This is a genomic window from Allobaculum sp. JKK-2023, from assembly GCF_034745455.1.
Classification (GTDB): domain Bacteria; phylum Bacillota_I; class Bacilli_A; order Erysipelotrichales; family Erysipelotrichaceae; genus Allobaculum.
On the sequence record NZ_JAYERV010000003.1, the window covers coordinates 2745120 to 2767193 of the forward strand.

At 47.1% G+C, this 22074-nt stretch carries 20 protein-coding genes; 15 read left to right on the forward strand and 5 right to left on the reverse strand.

The features are described from left to right. The first annotated feature begins 195 nt into the window (after positions 1-195). The 5 genes from U4956_RS11170 (at position 196) to U4956_RS11190 (ending at position 5443) form a co-directional block, all read left to right on the forward strand. On the forward strand, positions 196-2115 hold the full coding sequence (locus tag U4956_RS11170; RefSeq protein ID WP_323090772.1) for a S9 family peptidase: 1920 nt from the start codon (positions 196-198) through the stop codon (positions 2113-2115). Beyond that, complete coding sequence (locus U4956_RS11175; RefSeq protein ID WP_323090773.1) at positions 2105-2596, forward strand: PTS glucose transporter subunit IIA; 492 nt, start codon at positions 2105-2107, stop codon at positions 2594-2596. Before U4956_RS11170 ends, U4956_RS11175 begins: the two co-directional genes overlap by 11 nt. Positions 2597-2972: 376 nt before the next feature. Beyond that, positions 2973-4253 carry a UDP-N-acetylglucosamine 1-carboxyvinyltransferase gene (locus U4956_RS11180; protein ID WP_323090774.1) on the forward strand — a complete coding sequence of 427 codons (1281 nt, stop codon included), beginning with the start codon at positions 2973-2975 and terminating at the stop codon, positions 4251-4253. Positions 4254-4524: 271 nt separating this feature from the next. Beyond that, positions 4525-5250: a LytTR family DNA-binding domain-containing protein gene (locus U4956_RS11185; protein WP_323090776.1), complete on the forward strand. Its 726-nt coding sequence runs from the start codon at positions 4525-4527 to the stop codon at positions 5248-5250. Positions 5251-5269: 19 nt separating this feature from the next. Then, positions 5270-5443 carry a hypothetical protein gene (locus U4956_RS11190; protein WP_323090777.1) on the forward strand — a complete coding sequence of 58 codons (174 nt, stop codon included), beginning with the start codon at positions 5270-5272 and terminating at the stop codon, positions 5441-5443. 34 nt (positions 5444-5477) lie between these two features. Here the strand turns inward: U4956_RS11190 and U4956_RS11195 are convergent, their stop codons facing one another. Further along, a complete protein-coding gene (locus tag U4956_RS11195) occupies positions 5478-5693 on the reverse strand; it encodes a hypothetical protein (protein WP_323090778.1) in 216 nt (71 codons plus the stop codon). 131 nt (positions 5694-5824) lie between these two features. Beyond that, positions 5825-6280: a low molecular weight protein-tyrosine-phosphatase gene (locus tag U4956_RS11200; RefSeq protein WP_323090779.1), complete on the reverse strand. Its 456-nt coding sequence runs from the start codon at positions 6278-6280 to the stop codon at positions 5825-5827. A gap of 587 nt (positions 6281-6867) precedes the next feature. On the opposite strand from U4956_RS11200, the gene U4956_RS11205 reads away from it, so the two are divergent. The 9 genes from U4956_RS11205 (at position 6868) to U4956_RS11245 (ending at position 16881) form a co-directional block, all read left to right on the forward strand. Further along, entirely contained in the window at positions 6868-7641 is a 774-nt protein-coding gene (locus tag U4956_RS11205; RefSeq protein WP_323090780.1) for an HAD-IIB family hydrolase, read from the forward strand. Between the two features lie 15 nt (positions 7642-7656). Then, complete coding sequence (gene cdaA / locus U4956_RS11210; protein WP_323090781.1) at positions 7657-8706, forward strand: diadenylate cyclase CdaA; 1050 nt, start codon at positions 7657-7659, stop codon at positions 8704-8706. Further along, a complete protein-coding gene (locus tag U4956_RS11215; protein WP_323090782.1) occupies positions 8696-9586 on the forward strand; it encodes a YbbR-like domain-containing protein in 891 nt (296 codons plus the stop codon). The genes cdaA and U4956_RS11215 overlap by 11 nt, the downstream gene beginning before the upstream one ends. Before the next feature lie 179 nt (positions 9587-9765). Then, entirely contained in the window at positions 9766-11109 is a 1344-nt protein-coding gene (gene glmM / locus U4956_RS11220; RefSeq protein WP_323090784.1) for a phosphoglucosamine mutase, read from the forward strand. A gap of 114 nt (positions 11110-11223) precedes the next feature. Next, complete coding sequence (locus U4956_RS11225) at positions 11224-11880, forward strand: response regulator transcription factor (protein WP_323090785.1); 657 nt, start codon at positions 11224-11226, stop codon at positions 11878-11880. 8 nt (positions 11881-11888) lie between these two features. Continuing rightward, positions 11889-13484, forward strand: coding sequence for a HAMP domain-containing sensor histidine kinase (locus U4956_RS11230; RefSeq protein ID WP_323090787.1), 1596 nt, complete (start codon positions 11889-11891; stop codon positions 13482-13484). Then, positions 13481-14479, forward strand: coding sequence for a Gfo/Idh/MocA family oxidoreductase (locus U4956_RS11235; RefSeq protein ID WP_323090788.1), 999 nt, complete (start codon positions 13481-13483; stop codon positions 14477-14479). Before U4956_RS11230 ends, U4956_RS11235 begins: the two co-directional genes overlap by 4 nt. A gap of 339 nt (positions 14480-14818) precedes the next feature. Continuing rightward, entirely contained in the window at positions 14819-15895 is a 1077-nt protein-coding gene (locus U4956_RS11240; RefSeq protein ID WP_323090789.1) for a M42 family metallopeptidase, read from the forward strand. 161 nt (positions 15896-16056) lie between these two features. Then, a complete protein-coding gene (locus U4956_RS11245) occupies positions 16057-16881 on the forward strand; it encodes a histidinol-phosphatase HisJ family protein (RefSeq protein ID WP_323090790.1) in 825 nt (274 codons plus the stop codon). Between the two features lie 239 nt (positions 16882-17120). On the opposite strand, the gene brnQ is transcribed toward U4956_RS11245, so the two are convergent. Then, positions 17121-18197 (reverse strand): branched-chain amino acid transport system II carrier protein, encoded by a 1077-nt coding sequence (brnQ, locus tag U4956_RS11250; RefSeq protein WP_323090791.1) that lies wholly within the window; start codon positions 18195-18197, stop codon positions 17121-17123. A gap of 149 nt (positions 18198-18346) precedes the next feature. Next, positions 18347-19348 carry an AraC family transcriptional regulator gene (locus U4956_RS11255; RefSeq protein ID WP_323090793.1) on the reverse strand — a complete coding sequence of 334 codons (1002 nt, stop codon included), beginning with the start codon at positions 19346-19348 and terminating at the stop codon, positions 18347-18349. A 1466-nt stretch (positions 19349-20814) separates the two neighbouring features. Here U4956_RS11255 and U4956_RS11260 point away from each other — a divergent pair. Then, the gene (locus U4956_RS11260) at positions 20815-21066 is read left to right on the forward strand and encodes a hypothetical protein (RefSeq protein ID WP_323090794.1); all 252 of its coding nucleotides are present in this window, start codon (positions 20815-20817) and stop codon (positions 21064-21066) included. On the opposite strand, the gene U4956_RS11265 is transcribed toward U4956_RS11260, so the two are convergent. Next, positions 21063-21731 carry a sugar O-acetyltransferase gene (locus U4956_RS11265; RefSeq protein ID WP_323090795.1) on the reverse strand — a complete coding sequence of 223 codons (669 nt, stop codon included), beginning with the start codon at positions 21729-21731 and terminating at the stop codon, positions 21063-21065. The two genes, U4956_RS11260 and U4956_RS11265, sit on opposite strands and share 4 nt — an antisense overlap. Positions 21732-22074 lie beyond the last annotated feature (343 nt).

Here is a 22074-nt window from a genome sequence, read left to right on the forward strand (position 1 = left end):
TGCCCGGTTTGAAACTGGCGGGGATGGAGGAGATGAAGGGACTGAATCCAGGGATATACGAACAGATGGATTCCAAGAAGGAACAGATTCGAATGAAAAAACGAAAGAAGAGACATGGATCCTTCTTTGTGATCAGGCAGGAAACGTCTATTTTTGCAGATACCTTTTGCATATTTTGAAAAGGAGAAACATGGGATGAACCCAATAGAAATTAAGGATCTCTATTCCTTTACCTTTTATGGCGGGCTGAAAACCAAAGGCAGAAATGTTGTCTTTGTCAAAGCCAAAGCCAATGAAGCCAATAACAATTACGAGTATGATCTGATGCTCTGTAAAGATGGAAAGATCACGCAGCTGACGGATCGCAAAAATGTATCGTCCTATACGTTTGAAGACAAGAAAACGTTATGGTTTACGCTGCCGCTCAAAGAGGACGAAAAGAAAACCGCCTTCTGGCGCCTGCCTTTAAAGGGTGGAGAAGCCATTGTGGCCGAAGTGATCGATCAGCCAGGCGTGCAGATTCTCGATTTCATCAATCCGGATCTGATGCTCTTATCCATTGAACAGGAACCAGAAGATAAACATCCGCATGCCGAAGATTATGAAGTGCTGGCCGAATCACCCTATTACATGAATGGTCAGGGCTTTATTGCCGGCAAGCGGACTCATTACTACCTGTATGAGCGCAAGACCAAAACGCTGTCGGATCCCATCACCAAAGATCTCAGACCCGATGTCTTTACCGTAAAAGATGGCAAAATCTACTTTGCGGCCAATGAAGATAAAGGGGCCAGACAGTCGTTCTTTACCATGTCTTTATATGAATATGATCCAATCGCAAAAACCCGCACCCATCTGATCAATACTCATATGGATCTGTTCAACCTGGATGCGGATGAAAACAGGCTTTTATTCTTTGCAAGTGACGGTAAGCAGATCGGCCTGAACTCCAATCCGAAACTGTACGCCTTCTCACTGGCTGACAAGAAGATCGATCTGATTGCGGACTGGCATGAATGTCTTGGCAATACGGTCGGCACCGATTGCGCCCTGCTCGGTGGCAATGCGACTTGCATGGATAAAAACCGTCTTTGCTTTACGAGCACGATTGTCGACCACAACAACCTGTTTGATATCGATGGCGATGCACTCCACCAGATTCTCGAATGGCCGGGAACCATTCACAGTTTTGGTTTTGCCAAGGGCGTACTTTACTTTATCGGCGCTAGACCAGGTGAGCTGCAGGAGCTATATAAGATGGAAAATGGCGAAGTCAGCCAGGTTTCGGATTTCCATCCCGAACTCAAAGATAAATACATTGCCCAGGCTAAACCAATTTTCTATACCGGCAGCCAGAATTCCAGCCAGCTTGGCTGGGTGCTCTATCCAAAAGATTTTGATCCTGACAAGAAATACCCAGCTATTCTTGATATCCACGGCGGACCGAAAACGGTCTATGGAACAATTTTTTACCACGAAATGCAGGTGTGGGCATCGCATGGCTACTTCGTCTTCTTCTGCAATCCGTTTGGATCGGATGGACAGGGCAATGAGTATGCTGACCTGCGCGGTAAATATGGAACCGATGATTATGAGGATTTGATGAAGTTTACCGATACCGTTCTTGGACAGGTTCCACAGATTGATCCAAAACGGGTAGGCGTGACCGGGGGAAGCTATGGCGGATTCATGACCAACTGGATCATCACCCATACAGACCGCTTTAAAGCAGCGGCCAGCCAGCGCTCGATTTCCAACTGGCTTTCTTTCTGGGGAACCAGCGACATCGGACCAGAATTTGTCGTTGACCAGCAGGCATGCGGTCTGGAAAATCCAGAAAAACTCTGGTGGCATTCCCCAATGCGGACCATTTCAACCGTGAAGACACCAACGTTATTCATCCACAGTGACGAAGACTACCGCTGCCCGATTGAGCAGGGCTATCAGATGCTCAATGGTCTGATCCAGAATGGGGTAGATACCAAGATGGTGCTTTTCCATAAGGAAACGCATGAACTCTCACGTTCGGGCAAGCCGGTTCATCGAGAGCGCCGCCTCGAAGAGATCACCAACTGGATGGATACGTATTTAAAAGGAATAAAAAATGAAGCCTAATTATAAAAGAAAGGAAAAACGCGGACTGGAAAAGCGGCTGACCGCCTGTACCAACGGCAAACTGATGCCGCTGAGTGCGGTAGCCGATCCGGTATTCGCTTCAAAAATGTATGGAGAAGGGGTGGCGATCGTCCCGGAGGATGATCTGATTGTCGCCCCCTGCAGTGCGACGGTGGCCATGGTTCCATACGGAAAACAATCCGTTGGCCTGGAAACCGAAAACGGCGATATGATTCTGATTCATGTCGGCTTTAATGCCGGAATGTATCGTGAGCGCGGATTTGAAACACTTGCTCTTGAAGGAACCCGCGTGCGAGCCGGAACCCCTCTCATTCGGATCAATCGCAAGTATCTCGACAGTCTGAATGTCGATCAGACCGTGTGCATGGTGATTACCAATCTGCGCAGACCCGAGGATGTGCGTGTGCTCGATGGTGATCTTGTCAGCGCCGGCCGCACCCCGGTTCTCGAACGCAAATAACCCGGATTTTCCTGCCGATCTGGCCAGAGGGAAACAGGCTGCGTCCAAGAAGTGATTGTGAAAATCTGTTGCAAATTTAACTTGCGTAAAGCCCTTTCAGAAAGCAGCCCGAGATCTTGCGCTTTTTCACACAAAACCAGTCATAGCCCATGGGAAGTGGCACTGTTGGTCAGATAATGAGCAATTGATGGGCAAAATCAAGAAATTTTAAACCTGCTGCCAGAAGCCAGGATCTTCCTGTACTTTCTGGCAGCTTTACTCTGTCCAAAAAGACTGTATAATCTGATCGGTATACAACCTGAAAACACTTCTTTTCCCTGCATTTTGCTAGGCACAAGCAGGAAGGGTTTGTTACGAGAGGAAGGGACAATCGCATATGGAAGAAGTCATTAAAATCAGAGGCGGAAAACGACTCAATGGAACAGTTACGATTTCCGGTAGTAAAAACTCAACGGTTGCTCTCATTCCCGCGGCCGCACTTGGCTCAGAAAAAGTGACAATCTACGGCGTACCGCAGATTTCTGATGTTGAAGCTTTAGTTGAACTTTTAGAAGAACTCGGCGTTCAGGTCACCAGACCGGATGCTGAGACATTGATTATCGATCCATCTACTATGGAGGACAGACCACTGGTGTCTGCGGCAGTGCAGAAACTGCGGGCCTCCTATTATTTCATGGGAGCGCTTCTTGGTAAGTACGGCCGGGCTCAAATTAAAAACCCGGGCGGCTGCCATCTTGGCCCGCGTCCGATCGATCTTCACCTCAAAGGCTTCCAGGCACTTGGCGCAAGTGTGGATTATGCGGATGACTGCACTGTATTGGTGGCACCGCCTGAAGGGTTGAAGGGAGCCCGGATCTTCCTGGATATTTCTTCGGTTGGTGCAACCATCAATATCATGATGGCGGCTGTATTTGCCAAAGGCCGCACAGTAATCGAAAATGCTGCCCGTGAACCGGAAATCATCGATATCGCCACACTGCTCAACAAGATGGGCGCCCGCATTCACGGCATGGGAACCAGTACCCTGGTCATCGATGGGGTGGAATCCTTGAAAGGATGCATGCATGAAATCATTCCTGACCGGATTGAAGCGGCAACCTATATTCTGATCGGGGCAGCTATGGCCGATGATATGTGGATTCGCAACGTCATTCCCCAGCACTTGGATGCAATTCTGTCCAAGCTGCGTGAAATCGGCGTGAACTACGATTTCACAGGGGATTCGGTTCATATTTATGGCAACGATCACTCGAAGCCATTCCGTCCAACAGACATTACCACCAAGCCATATCCAGGCTTTGCAACCGACGTGCAGCAGCCATTTACAACACTGCTGACCCGTTCGCGGGGAGTTTCTTCAGTGACCGAAGAAATCTACGTCGAACGCTTTAAACACTGCCCGGAACTGGAAAAAATGGGTGCAGATATTCTGGTGAAAATTCCATCCGCGTACATCACCGGTCCAACCTTTCTCCACGGTGCGAAAGTCACCGCAACCGATTTACGGTGTGGGGCCGCGCTGGTCATTGCCGGTCTGATGGCAGATGGTGAAACGGAAATTCATGAAATTAAACATATCGATCGCGGTTACGACAAGCTTGATGCCAAGCTGCGTGCTTTAGGGGCGGATATTCGACGGGAATTTGTGGAAGACTGATTCCCGTCTTTTTTCTTTTCTTCCCCCTTTTTCTTTCCAGTTTTCCTGGTGCCAAGCGCCGCAAAGGGCTGGGATAAAGCGGGTTGAGTCCGGCAGGTGAGATGGAAGTAAATCGCCTGGAATGCTTCCTTTTTCAAAGTTAACGGCCTGTTTGCCAGGAAAGCAGGATTTTGATTTTGTATTCGGTTACAATCAGGATTGGACTTATCCGGTATAGCCCGCCAGGGCATACACTCATCAATGAGAGGATAAGCTGAAAGGAAGGATGTATATGATCAAAGTCGCCATCCTTGAGCATGAAAAGGAAACGAAAGACATTGTCTTTTTGCTGGGAGGATACTTTTCCAGAATCGACTGGACGTTCCGGCATTTTTATAAAGCCAGCATGCTGGCCAGAGCGATGAAAGAGGAAGACTACCAGATTTTCTTCTTTGATGAAATGTTCCAGACTCCAAGACTGGAAAGTGTATTTGTCCACGACAATCCAGCCGCCCTGATTGTCTATCTTTGCAAAGATCCGGCCCCCAAACAGGCAGCGGAAACGAGAAGACGGGTGCTCTATATTTCCAAAGCCAATCTTCGCCAGGATCTGACCAATATCTCGGATCTGATCAAAGCCCAGGCCAGCCAGAAGGAATGCTACTCGCTGGTTTATCAGGGCGTAAAAATCGATATTCCCATTGAAGATATTTACTACTTGGAAAAGATCGGCAAAAATGTGCATTTCCATACCCGGAAAGGGGAATTCCACCGCCGGCTCAATCTGGCTGATCTCGATGAAAGCTTTGCTAAGTATGGTTTTTTGCGCACGCATATTTCCTATCTGGTCAACGGGAAATACCTGACTGGAATTTATAAGGATGAAGTTGAACTGAACCACTCGATGAAAGTTCCGCTTTCCAGAGCCCAGAAAAAGAAACTTGGCCTGAAAGTGCGCCGTTCGGATTCCTCAGAGCCGGAAACATCGTCAGCCAAAGAAGAAGATCTGGGCGAGTAAGAAGGATTGAGCAGCTCAGATGAATGGAATGAACAAGAAGAATTCAGTGAACAAGGTCAGTGAAAAAGAGATCGAAATGAAAAAGCAGAAAGCCTGGAAACCAGCGCTTTGTGTCGACAAGGCACCTTCGGGTGTCTTTTTTTCTGGAGATTCATCTGGCCAGATTCTTACCGCAAGAGCAGACCAAATCTAGTTGCGAAAAGAAAAAGCAGCCTGGCGGCTGCGGGTTACTGGTTGGAAGGGGTGTCCAGACTGGTCTGTTCTGGAGCGTTTGAATCCGGGGCGAGGGGCTGCTTTGATTTGGCCTGTTTGGCAAAGCCTAAACAAAGAAAGCAGCACGCCAAAGGGAAGAAAACCATGTCCCTGAAAATAAAGCAGGAGACCAGAAATAAAACTGTTGTTACATAGCAGGCATGATAGTCTTTAAGATCTTTGAATTTCATTGTGAATGTCGATTCCTTTTCTCTTTTTCTGAAGTATTCTTTCTGTCAGTCTATCAGGCGAAGAGACCGCTTCCAATAGAGAAAGGCGATTTCACACAGAAAGCCAAAATGATCACCGTGGATTTAAAGCATCAGAAAGATGGTTGGCCAGAAATCTCATCAAGACGTTCCTGGCATCCCTGGACAATGTCCTGATATGCCTGCTCAAAGTCACCGCTATACCAGGGATCAAAAATGCTGGAACCATCTTTCTTTAACATTTCAATTTTATGATCCGGATCGCCGCGGACAATGCGTCCCATCAGGCGGCGGTTCGAGTCGTCCATAATATAGATGTGATCAAAGTGATCGTAGTCGGCCTGCGTCATTTGTCTTGCTCGATGTTCTCCAAATGGGATGCCTTTTTCCGTCAGCTTTCTTCTGGCGGGCGGATACATGCAGTTGCCGGTTTCTTCGCTGGAGACGGCAGCACTGTCAATTTCAAACTGAGCATCGAGATGGTGTCTGTGGACCAGATCCTGAAAGATCCATTGGGCCATGACAGAACGGCAGATGTTGCCATGGCAGACAAATAAGATTTTTTCCATGTTTGAATTCTCCTCTGTTTTATTTTTGCGTTTCTGTTTTATTTTTGCGTTTCTGTTTTGTGTTTCTGTTTTATATTTGCATTTCACTTTTTGAATTGTTTTTGCTTTGCCTTGCGCTTTTAGGCGCTGCACTTAATCTTCATTTTAACCACAACCATTATTCTGTAAAAATGAATAAGTCTTATGGAGTGCAGGAGTTTCAGGGATAAAGAAATTTTTGCGTGGCTCTTTGTTTCTTTTACGGCTGGAGGATCGCCGTGGCTTTTTAAAAGCCAGAAAGGACTTGGATGAGCGCATGAGACTTCTGGATCGCTTTTTTAAAGATCCTTGTGGGCAAAGAGAAAATAATTCGTACATTTAAGAGTAAAAATCACATAATTTCTGACAGAGTTTGTTACTGTTAGAGAGAGGATTTTAAAGGCTTCGAAGCGCAATAAAGCCGGATTTTTCGTGGTTTCCGCTTCTTTTTGATCCCGCTTACATTCGCTCTCTGAACTTCGAAAAGGGGCCTGCGGGAATGAATCGATTCTATGATATGATTTAGAAGAATGCAGTTTTAGACTGATTGAGAGAAAGAGGAACATTTTATGAAGCTACTTGCTACAGATTATGATGGGACTTTGAAGTTTGGAAACTCAGTCCTTGAGGAAGATATCGAAGCGATTCGACACTGGCGCGAACTGGGGAACATTTTTGCGATTGTGACCGGACGCTCGAAAGAGTCGATCACTCGTGAACTGGACGAATTCCAGATCCCTGTCGACTACTATGTAACCAATAACGGCGGAATGGTCTTTGATGCCCAGAGCAACACGCTGCTCGAAACCAGTCTGGACAACATCACGGCAATCGATTTGATGTATGCCAGTCATGAAGACCCGGATATCGTCTCTTATATGGTCAACGATGGCGTCAACCGTCACAAAGTCGTGATCCATCCAAACCTGGAGGATCATCGCTATCCTCATATCCAGCCAACCTGGACCGAAGAAGAAATCATGGATTCCGGCCGTTTTGCACAGATCGTATTCTCGTGTACAACTCCGGAAGCAGCACTGAGCCTTGCGGAGAAAATTAACCAGTACTTTGGTTCAACTGTAACCGCATTTGCCAACAACTTTGTTGTGGATGTTGTACCCAAAGGCGTTTCCAAGGCCACCGGCCTTGACTTTGTCGAAGCCTATGCCGATATCGACGATTCGGATACTTACTCCATGGGGGATTCGCACAATGACATTCCAATGCTTGAATCCAATGAGAATTCAGCAGCGCATTCCCTGGCGCCTGAAGAAGTGACGGTCGTCTCCGCACACAGCTTCCCTAGTGTGCATGACTATATCGAATTTGCGCTCGAACAATAAGAAAGAAGGGATCGGATGATTTTATCCGATATTGAACTGATCCTGCGGCTGATTCTGGATGTCTGCGTTTTGTGGGCGCTGATTTATGCCGGAATCCGGATCGTACGCAATAACAGCCGAACTATTCAGATTGTCAAAGGCATTCTTGGTCTGCTTCTGTTCAAGTTGTTTGCAGACCTGCTGCAGCTAAAAACGATCAGTTATCTGCTGGAGTTTGTTCTGCGCTGGGGAATGATCATCGTTTTGATCGTCCTGCAGCCGGAAATTCGTTCGATGCTTGAAAAACTGGGTAAAACCAATGATACGTATGCACCGGACCTGCCGGCAGAGCGGATTAACCACATGATCGATGAACTGGTCAAAGCCGTTTCCGATATGTCGAAAACCAAAACCGGTGCGCTGATCACCTTGCAGATGCGTCAGTCTCTGGAAGACTATGCCAAAACCGGCATTCAGATGGATTCAGATGTCACCAGTGAACTGCTTGAAACCATCTTCCAGTATGGAACGCCGATGCATGATGGGGCAGTCATTATTGATGGTGACAAAATCGAATGCGCAGCTGCCTATTATCCAAGTACTGCCAAAGATCTGCCTTCCAAGTATGGTGCAAGACACCGTGCTGCGGTGGGCATTTCCGAGGTCAGTGATTCGATTACGCTGGTCGTTTCCGAGGAGACTGGCAACATTTCTGTCGCTCAGAAAGGAACACTGACCCAATATACCCCGGAAAGTCTGTACCGTTATCTGACAAGCCGTCTTGGCAAGTCAAATGAAACCAGACCCTCCATGTTCCAGCCCGTCATCAATGCCACTCGCAACTTTTCCAGCTCCTTTGGCAAAAAACAGCACCGCGTGGAAAAAACGGAAAAAGTGGATGATCGGGTAAAACCTTTAGAAGTTGTCAACCTGCTTCCTGAACAGCCGAAATCTGAGGTGCGCCCTGCCAAGCAGCAGACAAAACCAGCTGCACCGTCAGAGGATGTAAATCCTGAAGCAAAGGATGCAAATCCCGCAGCTGAGGACAAGACTGGTTTGAATGGAGGTCAGAAACATGGAGAATAAAGAGAAAAAGCCCGGCCGCGTCCAGAAATTTCTCTCGGGGCTGACAAGGCTTCTTCGCACCATTGCCAGCCGGATTTCCAAGCTGTTCGATCGGATTATCTATAACGACAAGCTTTCTTTGATTGCTTCGCTGGTGATGGCTTTACTGATCTGCCTTTCCATTAACTATCAGGATCTGTCCTTTCGCCTGTTCAACAAGGACGCCGTCACCCTCAATCTGGCGGCGATTCCGGTTGAAGTCCTGGTGGATGACAACACCTATGAAGTATCCGGCCTTCCCACTACAGCTGATATTACCGTAGAAGGGGATGCCGCCGATATTCAGTTAGTCCGCACGCAGAACTCAGCTTCGATCACCGCGGATCTGCGCTCATTGGGCGAGGGAATCAACACGGTTTCCTTGGATGCAGCAGGGCTGCCAACCGGACTCAATGTGAGAGTCAATCCGTCGACTGTTCAGGTCACGCTGGCCAAAAAGTATACCAAAACGTTCTTTATCACGCCGGATCTGATTGTCGGAACCGGCCAGTCGATCAACGCCTATAACAAACCGGCTTTATCGAGCCGCTCGGTTACCGTCCGGGCGACCCGTGATAAACTCAATGCCATCCGGGCGATCCGCGCGATTGTGGATACGTCTGGAAATGAAGGCGGTTTTGTGGCTGAAGTTCCGCTGGTTGCCTATGACAGCCAGGGCAAGCAGGTCAATGTCACCATCAGTCCTTCGACAGTGACCGCTACGGTAACACTGGTCAACAGTTCTTCTTCGACCAATTCTGCACTTTCGCAGGAAGCGTCCGAAAAAGAATCCGAACGCAAGGCCAGTGAGGCCAGTCTGGAGGCGCAGAGCAGCCAGGCCAGCGAGACTTTGGAAGAGTAAACAAAGCAACAGGCAAAGATCCCTTTTCAGTCGTAGATGTTTATCCGGCTGAATTCTGGGAGATTTGTGACTCAGAGAACCCGACCTCTCCTAAGAGCATTCTTTGGGGAGGTTTCTATACTTATCGGCATTCCCAGAGCACAAAATCAGTGCTCGCTGATGGAGAAGGAGGAAAAAGAATGGGAAAATATTTTGGAACGGATGGAGTCAGAGGCCGTGCAAATGAGCAGCTGACTCTGGATATGGCCGTAAGAATCGGTCAATGGCTGGGCTGGTACTATTCTCAGAATAAAGCCCATGCTAAGATTCTGATCGGCCGCGACACCCGGCTTTCTGGTTCCATGTTTGAACTGGGACTGGCAGCAGGAGCTGTCAGCACTGGAGCGGATGTGTATCTGCTGGGGGTCTGCCCGACACCGGCCATCTCATATCTGGTGCGTAATGAAGACTTTGACTGCGGCATTATGGTCTCCGCTTCACACAACCCGTTCTATGACAACGGCATCAAAGTTTTCAACCATCTTGGCATCAAGATGGAAGAAGAAATTCTGCTTCAGATCGAAGACTACATAGATGGCTTAACCGAAGTTCCTTTGGCAACTGGTGAAAAAGTCGGAGAATACTTCGACTGGAATACCGGTCTGGAGTTATACATCTCCTGGCTGAAAAAGACGATTCCAGTCGATTTAACCGGCATGCATATTGCGGTGGATCTGGCCAATGGTTCCGCCTGCTCAACAGCGGTTGAAACGCTTGATGCGCTGGGGGCAACCGTCGATGCGATCAATGCGGCACCCAATGGGGTCAATATCAACTTCAAAGCCGGATCAACGCATCCAGAAGGCCTGCAGCGCTTCGTGGTTGAAAATCAGTGCGATATCGGCCTGGCTTTTGATGGCGATGCCGACCGTCTGATTGCGGTCGATTCCGATGGCCGCCTGATCAATGGCGACTATATCCTCTATATTCTGGGCAAGTATTTACAGTCTGAAGGTCATCTGGCCAACAATATGGTTGTAACCACTGTAATGGCCAATCTTGGCCTGTATAAGGCCCTTGACAAGAATTCCATCGACTACATCCAGACGCCGGTCGGTGACAAGTATGTTCTGGAAGAAATGATGAAGAACAACTACTGGATCGGCGGCGAACAATCCGGCCACATTATCTTCCTGGAAGATGAAGTCACTGGAGATGGCCTGTTTACGGGCCTGAAACTGCTGCAGTGCATGAAGGCAACCGGCAAGACGGTTCAGGAATTGTCCAAAGGCCTGTACATCTATCCGCAGCTGCTGGAAAACGTGGAAGTCGTGGACAAGAACATTGTGCTGGATGATTCGGATATCCAGGCCAAGGTGCAGGAAGTTGCCGATCTGCTTGGAGATGACGGCCGCATTCTGGTGCGCCCAAGCGGAACAGAACCGCTGATCCGCGTTATGGTTGAAGCAGCAACTGACCAGCTCTGTGCGGATTGTGTCCATATGGTTACGGATCTGATTCAAGAAAAAGGCTACGCCCGCTAAATCTCATCCTGAATCCGCCATTTCTTCTGGCCATCCTCAGATTCGAGGAGCTGTGCATGTCATTCGCATCGAAAAGCAGACGAATGTAGATTGTAAATGTGAAAGAAGGTCACTATGAAACGAATTATCAACATCGTAGAAGACGAAAAGGACATCAATAACCTTGTCGCCCAATACCTGCGCAAAGAAGGTTATGAAGTCAATTCGTACTACACTTATGAAGAAGCCAATGCCCACACCAAAGATGATGTTCATCTGTGGATTCTTGACATCATGCTGGACGACAAATCCGGTTTTGATCTGCTTGAAGAAATCCGTGCAGCCAACCCGGATACCCCTGTCATTTTCATGTCCGCCCGTGACAAAGAATTCGACCGGATTATCGGTCTGGAAAAAGGCTGTGACGACTATATCACCAAACCATTCTCCCCGAAAGAACTCGTTTTGCGTGTGAACAATCTGATTAAACGCGCCTATAAAGACACCAACAACCGCATCTTTATCGATGGATATGAACTCGATGAAGAACAGCGAAAAGTTTACTCCGATCAGGAAGAAATTGAACTGACAACCAAAGAATTTGACTTGTTGATGATGTTCATCAAAAACAAAGGCTTTGCGTTTTCCCGTGATAAAATTCTTGAAAATGTCTGGGATGAAAACTACTTCGGAAGCGATCGCGTTGTCGATGATACGTTAAGAAGACTACGTAAAAAACTGCCGAAACTGAATATTCATACGATTTACGGATACGGCTATCGTTTAGGATAGGCTCAGCGATGAAGTTTCCATTTCAGAATTCGTTTCGCAAACTCTCATTGACCCAGCAGATTCTGTCTTTGATTCTGTTGATGGTGGTTTTTCTGTTGTTGTTTTTCCTGTTCTTTTTATCCGACAGCATCAACAACACCATCTCCAAACAGATCTTTGATATGCTTGCTGCCAAGCAGACGCCGGTCATCAATGCTCTGGATCTTGGTAAACAGCCAAGTTCTGATCTGGAACTGTTTAACTATATTTCGGCCGATACCAACATTACGACGATTGTGGTCACCCCCAATAAAGTCGATGTCGTCTCCCGCTCGCCGATTGCGCAGCCTAAAGATGATGAATTCCTGGCTACGCTGGTCGAGCAGGCAAGAGATATGCTCAACACCACCGGTGAAAGCAAGGATTTAGTCGAGACGTATAAAAGCACGAGGTACTACTGCCGCCTGGCCAAGGTGGAGCATAATCAGCACGATTCCGTGGTTGTCTCCTACATGGATGATTCCTATGCGGAAGCCACCCGAACGACGCTGCTGGATTCGACGGTCTACATCACCGTTCTTGTCTTCTTTTTGCTGCTGATGATTCTGCTGTTGTGGGTATTTTCGATCATCCGGCCGCTCAACCAGATCAAGGCGTATATCACCCAGATCAAAGAGGGCAAAGATGTCGATCTGTACATTAACCGGGAAGATGAAATTGGAGAAGTGGCCCAGGAGTTGCGGACTCTGACCACCGAACTGGCCAAGCAGGAAAAAGCCAAGGAAGAAATGATCCATAACATTTCGCATGATCTGAAGACGCCGATTGCAACCATCAAGTCCTATTCGGAATCCATCAAAGATGGTATTTATCCGTATGGGGACCTGGAAAGCAGCGTGGATGTCATTCTGGACAATGCCAAGCGCCTGGAAGACAAAGTTCATTCGCTGCTGTACATGAACCGGGTTGAATATCTGGTTTCCTCGGATGCTGAGGGTGTAACGACCAATATGAAAGATGTCGTTGAAGAAGTTGTTCTGAATGCGAAAGTGATTCGCCCGGAAATCGAACTGATCACCGATGTCGATGAAGTCTACTTCGATGGTCTGTTTGAATCGTGGCGCGTGTGCGTCGAAAACATCCTGCAAAATGCCTTCCGCTATGCGAAGACCTACATCAAGATCAAGGTTCGTGAAGATGAACTGATTATTTCCAACGATGGGCCAAAGATGCCAGAAGACCGGATCGATTCGCTGTTTAAGCCATATATCATGGGGGAAGGCGGCAAATTTGGTCTGGGTCTGTCGATTGTTTCCAAAGTCGTGCAGGCCAATGAGTATAAAGTCAAAGGCATGAACACTGAAGATGGTGTCGCCTTTAAGATTTACCGCGAAAACACAAACAAGAAACCGAACAACCGGTTTAAAAATGCAAATATGTCCCTGAATGTATCGCACTGGTCAGCTGCGAAGAAAAACTATCGCTCCAGCCATGAACGCAAGGGTGATGGAAGTGAAGCTGGCACTGAAACCAAAGAAGGGGCAGACAACCAACCGATAACGAGTCTGGAAGAGAAAAAAGCTGCTCCCGATCAGAAGCAGTGGAAAGGACGCAGTAAAAAATGAAACTTGCGACCATTGGCAGTGGATCGATTGTCGATCTGATGTTCAAGTCCATCGCGGACATTGATGGCATCGAAGTTGTTGCTGTCTATTCCCGAACTATGGACAAAGCCCGCGCATTTGCGGATAAGCACCATGTGGCCAAAGCGTATGACGATCTGGATGCCATGTTTGGCGATCCTGAAATCGACACCGTCTATATTGCTTCGCCAAACTCCCTGCATTATCCCCAGGCAAAAAAAGCCCTGGAAGCAGGGAAGAATGTCATTCTTGAAAAACCATTCACTCCAAGCCGCAGACAGGCTGAAGAACTGTTTGAACTGGCTGAAAAGAATGGCATCATGATTTTTGAGGCCATTACCAACATCCATACGCCGAATTTTGGATTGCTCAAAGACAATCTGCCCATGGCCGGCGAGATTCGTGAAGGCGTTTTCAACTTCTCGCAATACTCGAGCCGGTATAAAAAATATATGGATGGCCTTGTTGAAAATGCTTTTAATCCCAAGATGGATGGCGGGGCTTTGATGGATATTAATATTTATAATATTCATCTGGCTCTGGCTTTATTTGGCAAGCCTGAAGCGGTGACCTATTTTCCAGTTCTTGGCTGGAATGGAATTGATACCTCAGGGGTGCTGATGATGCAATATCCTCGCATGAATATCACCTGCATCGGTTCCAAAGACAGCTCTGCGGATTATCTTGCGACCTTACAGGGTGAGCAGGGAACGTTCCGTATTGTCAATGGCAGCACTGGACGGATGAACGATGTCTTCTTTACCCCGCCGCAGCGTGAGATGGAAAAACAGGAAGATATTCAGATCTCTGTCGATCAGGGGCTGCATATGAGCTACGAGTTCATGGATTTCCTGGTTGCCCTCAACGAACAGAATCAAGAGATGTATGAAGCCTGCAAGAAACAGACTTTGATGGCCGAAGACATTCTCGACCAGGCTCTTGCCCAGCGCAATGCTCTGGCTGCCTCCCGTGCCTGACTTTCTGAGTCGTTTTCGAAGAATAAAATAGTTTAGATCCGTACAAAAGAATCAGTCTCAATTGGCTGGTTCTTTTTGTTTGCTCAGAGTAAGGATAGAATGAGAACGGAAAAAACCAGAATCCGGCAGATTCTGGTTTTTATAACGCGTACTGAGAATCAGTCTCTATTGATATCTATGAGTCTTGTGGTATCTATAAGTCTTGACTGGCTTTGACTGCCCTTGAAGGCGATAGAATCGAAAAACTGATCATCTGTACCGTTTTTGGATCTGGAATCCAAATCAAGAAAAGAAAAAATTCAAAACAATCGTGAAGATGGAGGCAGAAAGAAAATCACTATGAATATGACGGATTTATTTTCCCAGATCAAGGAAGAACGCTTGATAGGCTGGATGGAAAAGCTGATCAATACACCAAGTGTTGTCGGCTACTATCCTGAAATCCATCACCTGCTGGAAGAGTTCGCGGATGAATATGGTTATGAAGTTCTTTATGATAACCGCCATACCGCCTATATTTATCTGAATGGAAAAGATGAAACCAATACGGTCGTTGTTGGTGCTCATCTGGATACGATCGGCATGGTTGTCCGTTCCATTGCCGAGAATGGATGGTTAAATGTCCGTAACCTTGGCGGCGTGAATTTCCATTCTGTAGAAGGTGAAAACGTGTATGTGCACACCCGTCACAATGAGACTTACTCGGGCATGTTAATTAACCAGTCCCATTCCGTGCATGTTTTTGATGACGCCCGCAGCCGCGAACGCGATTTTGCCGAAATGGCCATTGTGCTGGATGAAGATGTTCGTACCAAAGAACAGACCGAAGCATTAGGCGTAAGACCGGGCGACCTGGTCAGCGTGGAACCCCGGTTTGTGACTACGGATTCCGGATATATCAAAAGCCGCCATATTGACGACAAAGCCAATGTTGCCGTTCTTTTTGAAGTTCTGGCCCTGCTTGCAAAAAACAATCTGAAACCAGCTTATAATACCTATTTTGCATTCCCAATCAATGAAGAAATCGGCATGGGCGGCCGTTTTGTACCCGCAGATGCCAATGAATATCTCGCTTTAGATATCGGTCTGGTTGGCGGCCAGCAGTCGGGAGATGAAAAGAAAGTTTCGATCTGTGCAGCGGACCGCGTTACCCCGTATGACTGGGGTTTAACGACTGAACTTTTTGATCTGGCAGAAAAATATGAGATCGGTGCGGTGATGGATATTTTCTATCGCTATTCTTCTGACGCATCAGCTGCTTATCAGGCGGACAATAACCTGGCTCCGGCCTGCATCGGGATGGGCTGCATGACCAGCCATGGCTACGAGCGTACCCATAAAGACGGTGTCTTCAACACGGTAAAGCTGGCGCTGGCTTATTTGCTTGATCGCAGCATGCAATCCAAAGAATTTTAATTCACCGGCTGGAAATGTCTGTTCGCTTATAGCAGGCGCATCGATTGCCTGTTTTTCTGGACCTGGCCTGGACTTGAGTGATTGATTCAGGCTGGTTTCTACCAGATAAATCGCCAATCTGCGCACTATACCCCCAAGGGGCAAGCATAAGGAGAGAAAGTATGATCAAATCCAATCTGCATACGCATTCTTACTACGATGATGGCAAAGATTCCATCGATGAAATGGTTCAGACAGCCGCACAAAAAGGCTTTAGCGTTCTGGGATTTTCAGGTCACGCGTACAATCCGATCGATGATGGCAGCATGACCCCCGAAAAAACGGCTGCCTATCGTCAGGATGTTTTGCGCTGCCAAAAAAATCCGCCAGCAGGAATGGAGATTTTTCTGGGGATTGAAGAGGACAGCCTGTCTCCTGTCAATCCCGATGACTATGACTATGTCATTGGCAGTGTTCACTTCCTGGTAAAAGATGGCCATGCAAGTCCGATCGACTACTCCAAAGAGCGCTTTGAACAAATGCTTGCTCAGGAGTGGAACAATGATATCTATGCGATGAGCGAAGCGTATTATCAGGCGATAAAAGCCCAGGCTAAAAATGATCGCATGCAGATTGTCGGCCATATCGATCTGATCGCAAAATACAATGATGACGAAAAGTACTTCCGCTTTGAGGATCCGAAAATCCTCGCCATGGTCCGGGATGCTGTAAAAGATCTTGTTAAAGCGGGCAAGATCTTTGAGATGAATACTGGCGCGATTTCTCGCGGCTATCGCAGCCAGGCCTATCCGTCTGATCCGATTCTGAATCTGATCTATCAGAATGATGGGAAGCTGTTGATCAATACAGACTGCCACAACCGCGAAGATCTGGATCTTGGTATGAGTGAATGTATTGAGCGCGCCCGCCATGCCGGGTTTACCGATTTGTATACACTGACCAAAGATGGATTCGTTCCCGTATCGATTGATGAGTTTCGAGGATAAATAAAACAAACAGGGAAGCGTGCAATCACCTCAAAGAAGCTGGAATCACTTCAAAAAGGAATAAAACAAAACAGGATCAGTCTGGAAGGATTCCTGATGGAGTCTGATCTGATGAATCAAGACTGGCCAGAATGACAAAAGGCTTTGAACATTTCCACAAGAAGGAAGTTCAAAGCCTTTTTTGGAATAGGGAATGAGGAGGGCATGGCAGGCGACCGGTGAGCTGAATTGTTCCGGATTTATCCTGCCTTTCGTTCTTTCCAGGTGTTGTACAGGCCGATAGCCAGAATGACAATCGCAACTGGGCAGATGAAGGAGAGCAGTGTGCCCGACCATGAAAGAATCGCGTCCAGACCACTGCAGGCTGTGAAAGCGCCGGCAAGGGTGAAGAGAATCAGCCAGGTTTTATAAGAGAATCGGTGGAAGGTCTCTTCAAAGTATTCACTGCAGCAGGCCAGAAGTCCGGAGCAGACATTCAGGCAGGCGATCAGGAAGATCAGGCCGCATAGAATCTGGCCAAAGTTTCCCCAGGTCTGCATGGCGACATAGGAAAGAATCTGGGCCCCATTGGAATACGCCTGGAGAATGGCACTGTTGCGGCTGGTCGCAAAGGCAAGCAGGATATAGACAGCCCCCAGCAGAATGCCGGCCACCAGGGCAGATTTAGCCAGGGCTTTCTGAGGATTGTTCAGGTTCATTTTCTTTATGTTCATCGTAATGATGATACCAAAACAGAAAGCGGCCAGAATATCCATTGTTTGATAGCCTTCGTTGAGTCCAACAAAAAAAGGTGAGGCATCATAAGCGGCAGAGGGTGAGCCAATCTGGGCAGGAGTAAAGAACAGGGGAATGGAAACAAACAAGATCAAAACCAGTAAGATTGGTCCCATGACTTTTCCTAGAATGTCTTTGAGCTTCCCTGGATGGATGGCCATCAGATACGCGACTCCAAAAAATGCAAAGACCGCAGCAATCGGCCAGAAAGAGCCAGGAAGTGCCCAGGTCCACATTTCGAGGGCGGTACTGGCGGTTCGGGGAATGGCAATGCAGGGTCCGATTAACAGATAAACCAGCGTCATGAAAATCGGTCCAAGCGGCTTGTAAATCCGGCTGATCATGTCAGAAGCATTGCCATAGGGGGCGATAATGCAGATCGAGCAGACAGGCATGACCACACTGGTCAGCAGCATTCCTCCTAACGCAAATGGAGTGCTGCTGGCGGCCTGGGCGCCAAGGAAGGGAGCAAAAATCAGATTTCCTGCTCCGAAAAACATGGAAAACAGCGTGATTCCCAACAAGATAATTTTTTTGTTCATGAGAAAATCCTATCAGAAAAATGCAAATACATCCTGAATTGGACGAAAAAAATCGAAAACAGGATGACTGTTCGTGATTATCGGCTGGATGGTCCTTTTAAGAAGAATCAGGCTTTGGACTTCTTGATTTTTGCCTGATTCTCTGCCGTTTATTTCGCGCTGTTTGCCGCATTCGCACCTGCACTCTTTTTAACAGGATCTTCCAGTTCCACAGAAGGCTGAAGGGCAGTCAGACTGGGATTGTTTTTGATCGTTTTTTGGTTGTGGGTTTCTATGCTTCCAAAGCGCTCCAGGGCTTTCAGGCGGTTTCGGTAGGCTGCGGGGGTTGTCTGGGTTCGCAGTCTGAAGGCATTGATGAAACTGGCATCGTTGCTGTAGCCTAAAGAATCGGCAATCTGAGAGATGGTGATGTTGGTGGTTCGCAATATGATTTTTGCCAGCGAGATCTTTAGATTGCTCAGATAACTGATGGGTGTAAAGCCGGTTTCCTTTTTGAACAGGCGGGTGAAGTAGTAAGGAGACAGATGAACCACATCGCAGATCTCAGCCAGAGTGACATTTTCATGGACATGCTGCTGAAAGTAAGTGATGGCCTGTCCGACGGATTTGGAATAGTGTTCAATGTTGTGGACATACATCTGTTCGTTGCTTTCGAGCTGACAGAGGATTTCATAGACCATAATGGACAATTCACGTTCAATTTTCAGGTTGTGATAGATCAGCGTCCGATACGTCTGTGAGAAGGTCTCCACGATCTGTTCAAACTGCGGACAGGAAAAGACTGGAGACGCATTGATCTCAAGCAAGTGTCTGACCAGGCTGGACGAGTCTTTCCCATTGAAGTGGAAAAACAAGAAAGAACAATGGTCTTCACACCAGTAGTGATGGGGATGGAACTGGTCAAGCAGGACAATCTCAGAAGACGAAACAGAGTAAACCTCTTTTTCATATTCAAGTTTAAGAGATCCATCCATAATGATCATCACCAGTGGATAGAAGCCGGATTCTCGATTGATTTCATAATCGGAAGTCACGCGAAAGGACCCACAGTTATAGACATAGTAGTAATAGTGTTTAAAGGTATCTGAGTGAGCGAAGAAACTGATAGTTGAATCTTTGCATACTCCTTTTTCGCTCCAGGCAATCAGCATAAGCGCTCCTTTCAAAGGGCAATTTCAATAAATAAAAGAACAGTTCTATGTCTGTGATTATAAGCAGAGATTGTTAGGATAGACATGTAATGGACAGGAAAAGAAAAGAAAAAGATGAAAAATTACAGATTCTGGTCAGAACTCTGTCTTTACTGGAAAGACATTCAAGCCGTACTTCTCTTTTCTTCTTCAAAAAGGAGATCTTTCCAGACGATCAGGCCGAGCCTGTCTGAATTTGCGATTGGAAAGGCAGAAAACAAAGACCGACACCGGTCTGTTTGATGCCATGTGGAAATTTTACTTTTCTTTACTGCCGCCTGACGGCCTTCTTTTGTCCTTACAAGAAATACCAGGTTGTAGATCCAGAAGAATGCTGATCGCGTTATCTCAAAGCATTTGGGCTGGCTCACCAAGCCAATGCATGGTCAGCCTGCCGACTGCCGGATTTAAGACAGGGGGTGAAAAGAGCAATGCCTTGCTGCACAGTCAGCTTTTCGGGATTTGTTCTTTGCATGAGTCTGAAATCTGACAGAGAACAAAGAATGAACCAAACCTGAACACCCAGAATTTCTGGGAAAACGGCTGATCCCATCCAGACCAGACGAAAACCAGAAAAAAACAAAGAGATCTGTTTCTTACCAGATTGTTTTACTGACAGGCCTAAAGATTTAAAATCAAACCGCCAATCCTCGATTTTGAATCTCCTTTTCATCCCACCATCCCTGTCAGAAAACAAAACCAGATTCGGATTTCGCAATCAGGATTTGGACAGTCTGTTTTTTGCTTGTGGCAGCCACTTGATTACTTGATTGAAGAACTTCTAGAGGAGTTCCTGTTGCCTCCACGCTAAAAGTCTTCAAGAAAGCGATAGCGGGCTGTATAAGGCAAAAATGAGCAGGTGTGAGTGCGAATCAAGCCTTTCGAGATTTCGTTCAGACTTTGGATTTGCACAAATCCATTTTCCGATCTGTCAGATGGATTTGTCGTGAAGTAAAGAATCATAAGGATGTGCTGCAGGCCCTGTAATTCGATCAGAGTCTGAGCATAGACGGATCTTTCCTGGCAATGAAAACAGAACTGCCAGAAATGAAAATTCGAAATGATCCTGCTCTTTTTGTATTTTCCCTTTTGAGTCCAAAAACGAGCAGAAAAAGGAGGATCTGCCTGATCATCAGTTTTTCATCTATCCAAACAAGAGGAAAGGCAAAGCAGCGGCCTTAGATATCTGAACCAGGCTTCTCTCATCCTGGTTGCGAGATCGCACCCTTTGGCAGGAAGACTGAATCCTTTAAACAGACCGCCGGCTCGTGAGATCCTGCGACCTGCCAAACAAAGTCTGCAGGAGCGCGGGTCTGTTCACCCTGCAGGAAGATGGCAGGGGATCCACCGGTCTGGAACTGATCAAGCCAGATTGGATGGCCCTATTGATTCACAATTCACCGTTTCGCACGCCAGGCAGTTTTTCCTTGAATCGAATTTCCATTTTCATTACCAAACTGGCCCTGCCGGCCATTCATCTTCCGCTGGCGGGGCCAAAAATGGTTAGCGGCAAAGTCCGACAAAATCAAACCAGCCAGACGTCAGACCAAAATGGCTATACACAACCAGAAATGCACAAACGATCCTTGAAAATCATTGAGGGATCGTTTGTGCATTTTTTTGATAATCTGTTTTCAATGAATGCTGGAAGGAAATCCGATCCGATGCACGGGTCTTAGTCAAAGACCATAGGCTGGTGATGGCCGTAGTACTGCTTGTCTTCTTCGTTTAAGAAGCGCAGGACTTTACATGGATTGCCGACGGCGATGGCATTGGCCGGGAGGTCTTTGTTGACAAGGCTGCCAGCCCCGATGATCGCATTCTCACCAATGGTAACCCCAGGCAGAATGGTCGCCCCGGCACCAATCCAGGCATTGCGCTCAATATGGATGGGAGCGGTGTATTGCCATAAGGCATGGCGGGCATCGGGATCATTGGGATGAGTGCCGCTGATCAAAGTGACATTCGGACCGATCATGACATCATCATCGATGAAAATATCGCCGTCATCCACCATGCCAAAATTGAAATTGATATAAACGTTTTTACCAATGTGGCAGAACTTGCCCGCCCAGTTGGCATAGAAGCGGCCTTCGATCCAGCTGTTTTCGCCAAATTCAGCCATCATTTCTTTTAACAGAGCCACTCTTTTCGCGCCATCCTGGGTGCCTAACGCATTGAACTGGTCCATCAGCAGCAGATTGTGTTTCTGGACTGCTAAAATTTCGGGGTCATCACAACGATATAACAGCCCTTTCTGGCGGCGTTCATCCATTGTGAGGGACTGCTTCTTTTTTTGATCGGTGGTATTGACCAGAGCAGCGGTGTTGGTTTGCTGATTCATATCGTTCTCCTGTTTCCTTTTCGTATGTTTTTAACTTTTTTCTTGTACTTTTAACTTTTTCTGTTTTTTTTATGCTTGTTCTTGGAGGCGGATTTTGGATCTTTGAGTACTTCTTTGAAACGGCAGAGCATCCGCCTGTGGAAGCTGACTGGCCGGAATGGGCACGGTTTGATTATCTTCGCTTAGTGGAAGGGCTTTTTCAAGATGAAATCCGCAGATTGAGAAAAGAATTGCAGGATTTTGAATGCCGGCTGATCAGATGTAAAAACTGGACCATGACAGGCAAGAAGACTCACCATGAAAAAAGGTCTGCCCAGCTGGCTGGAGCAAACCTGTTTGAAGA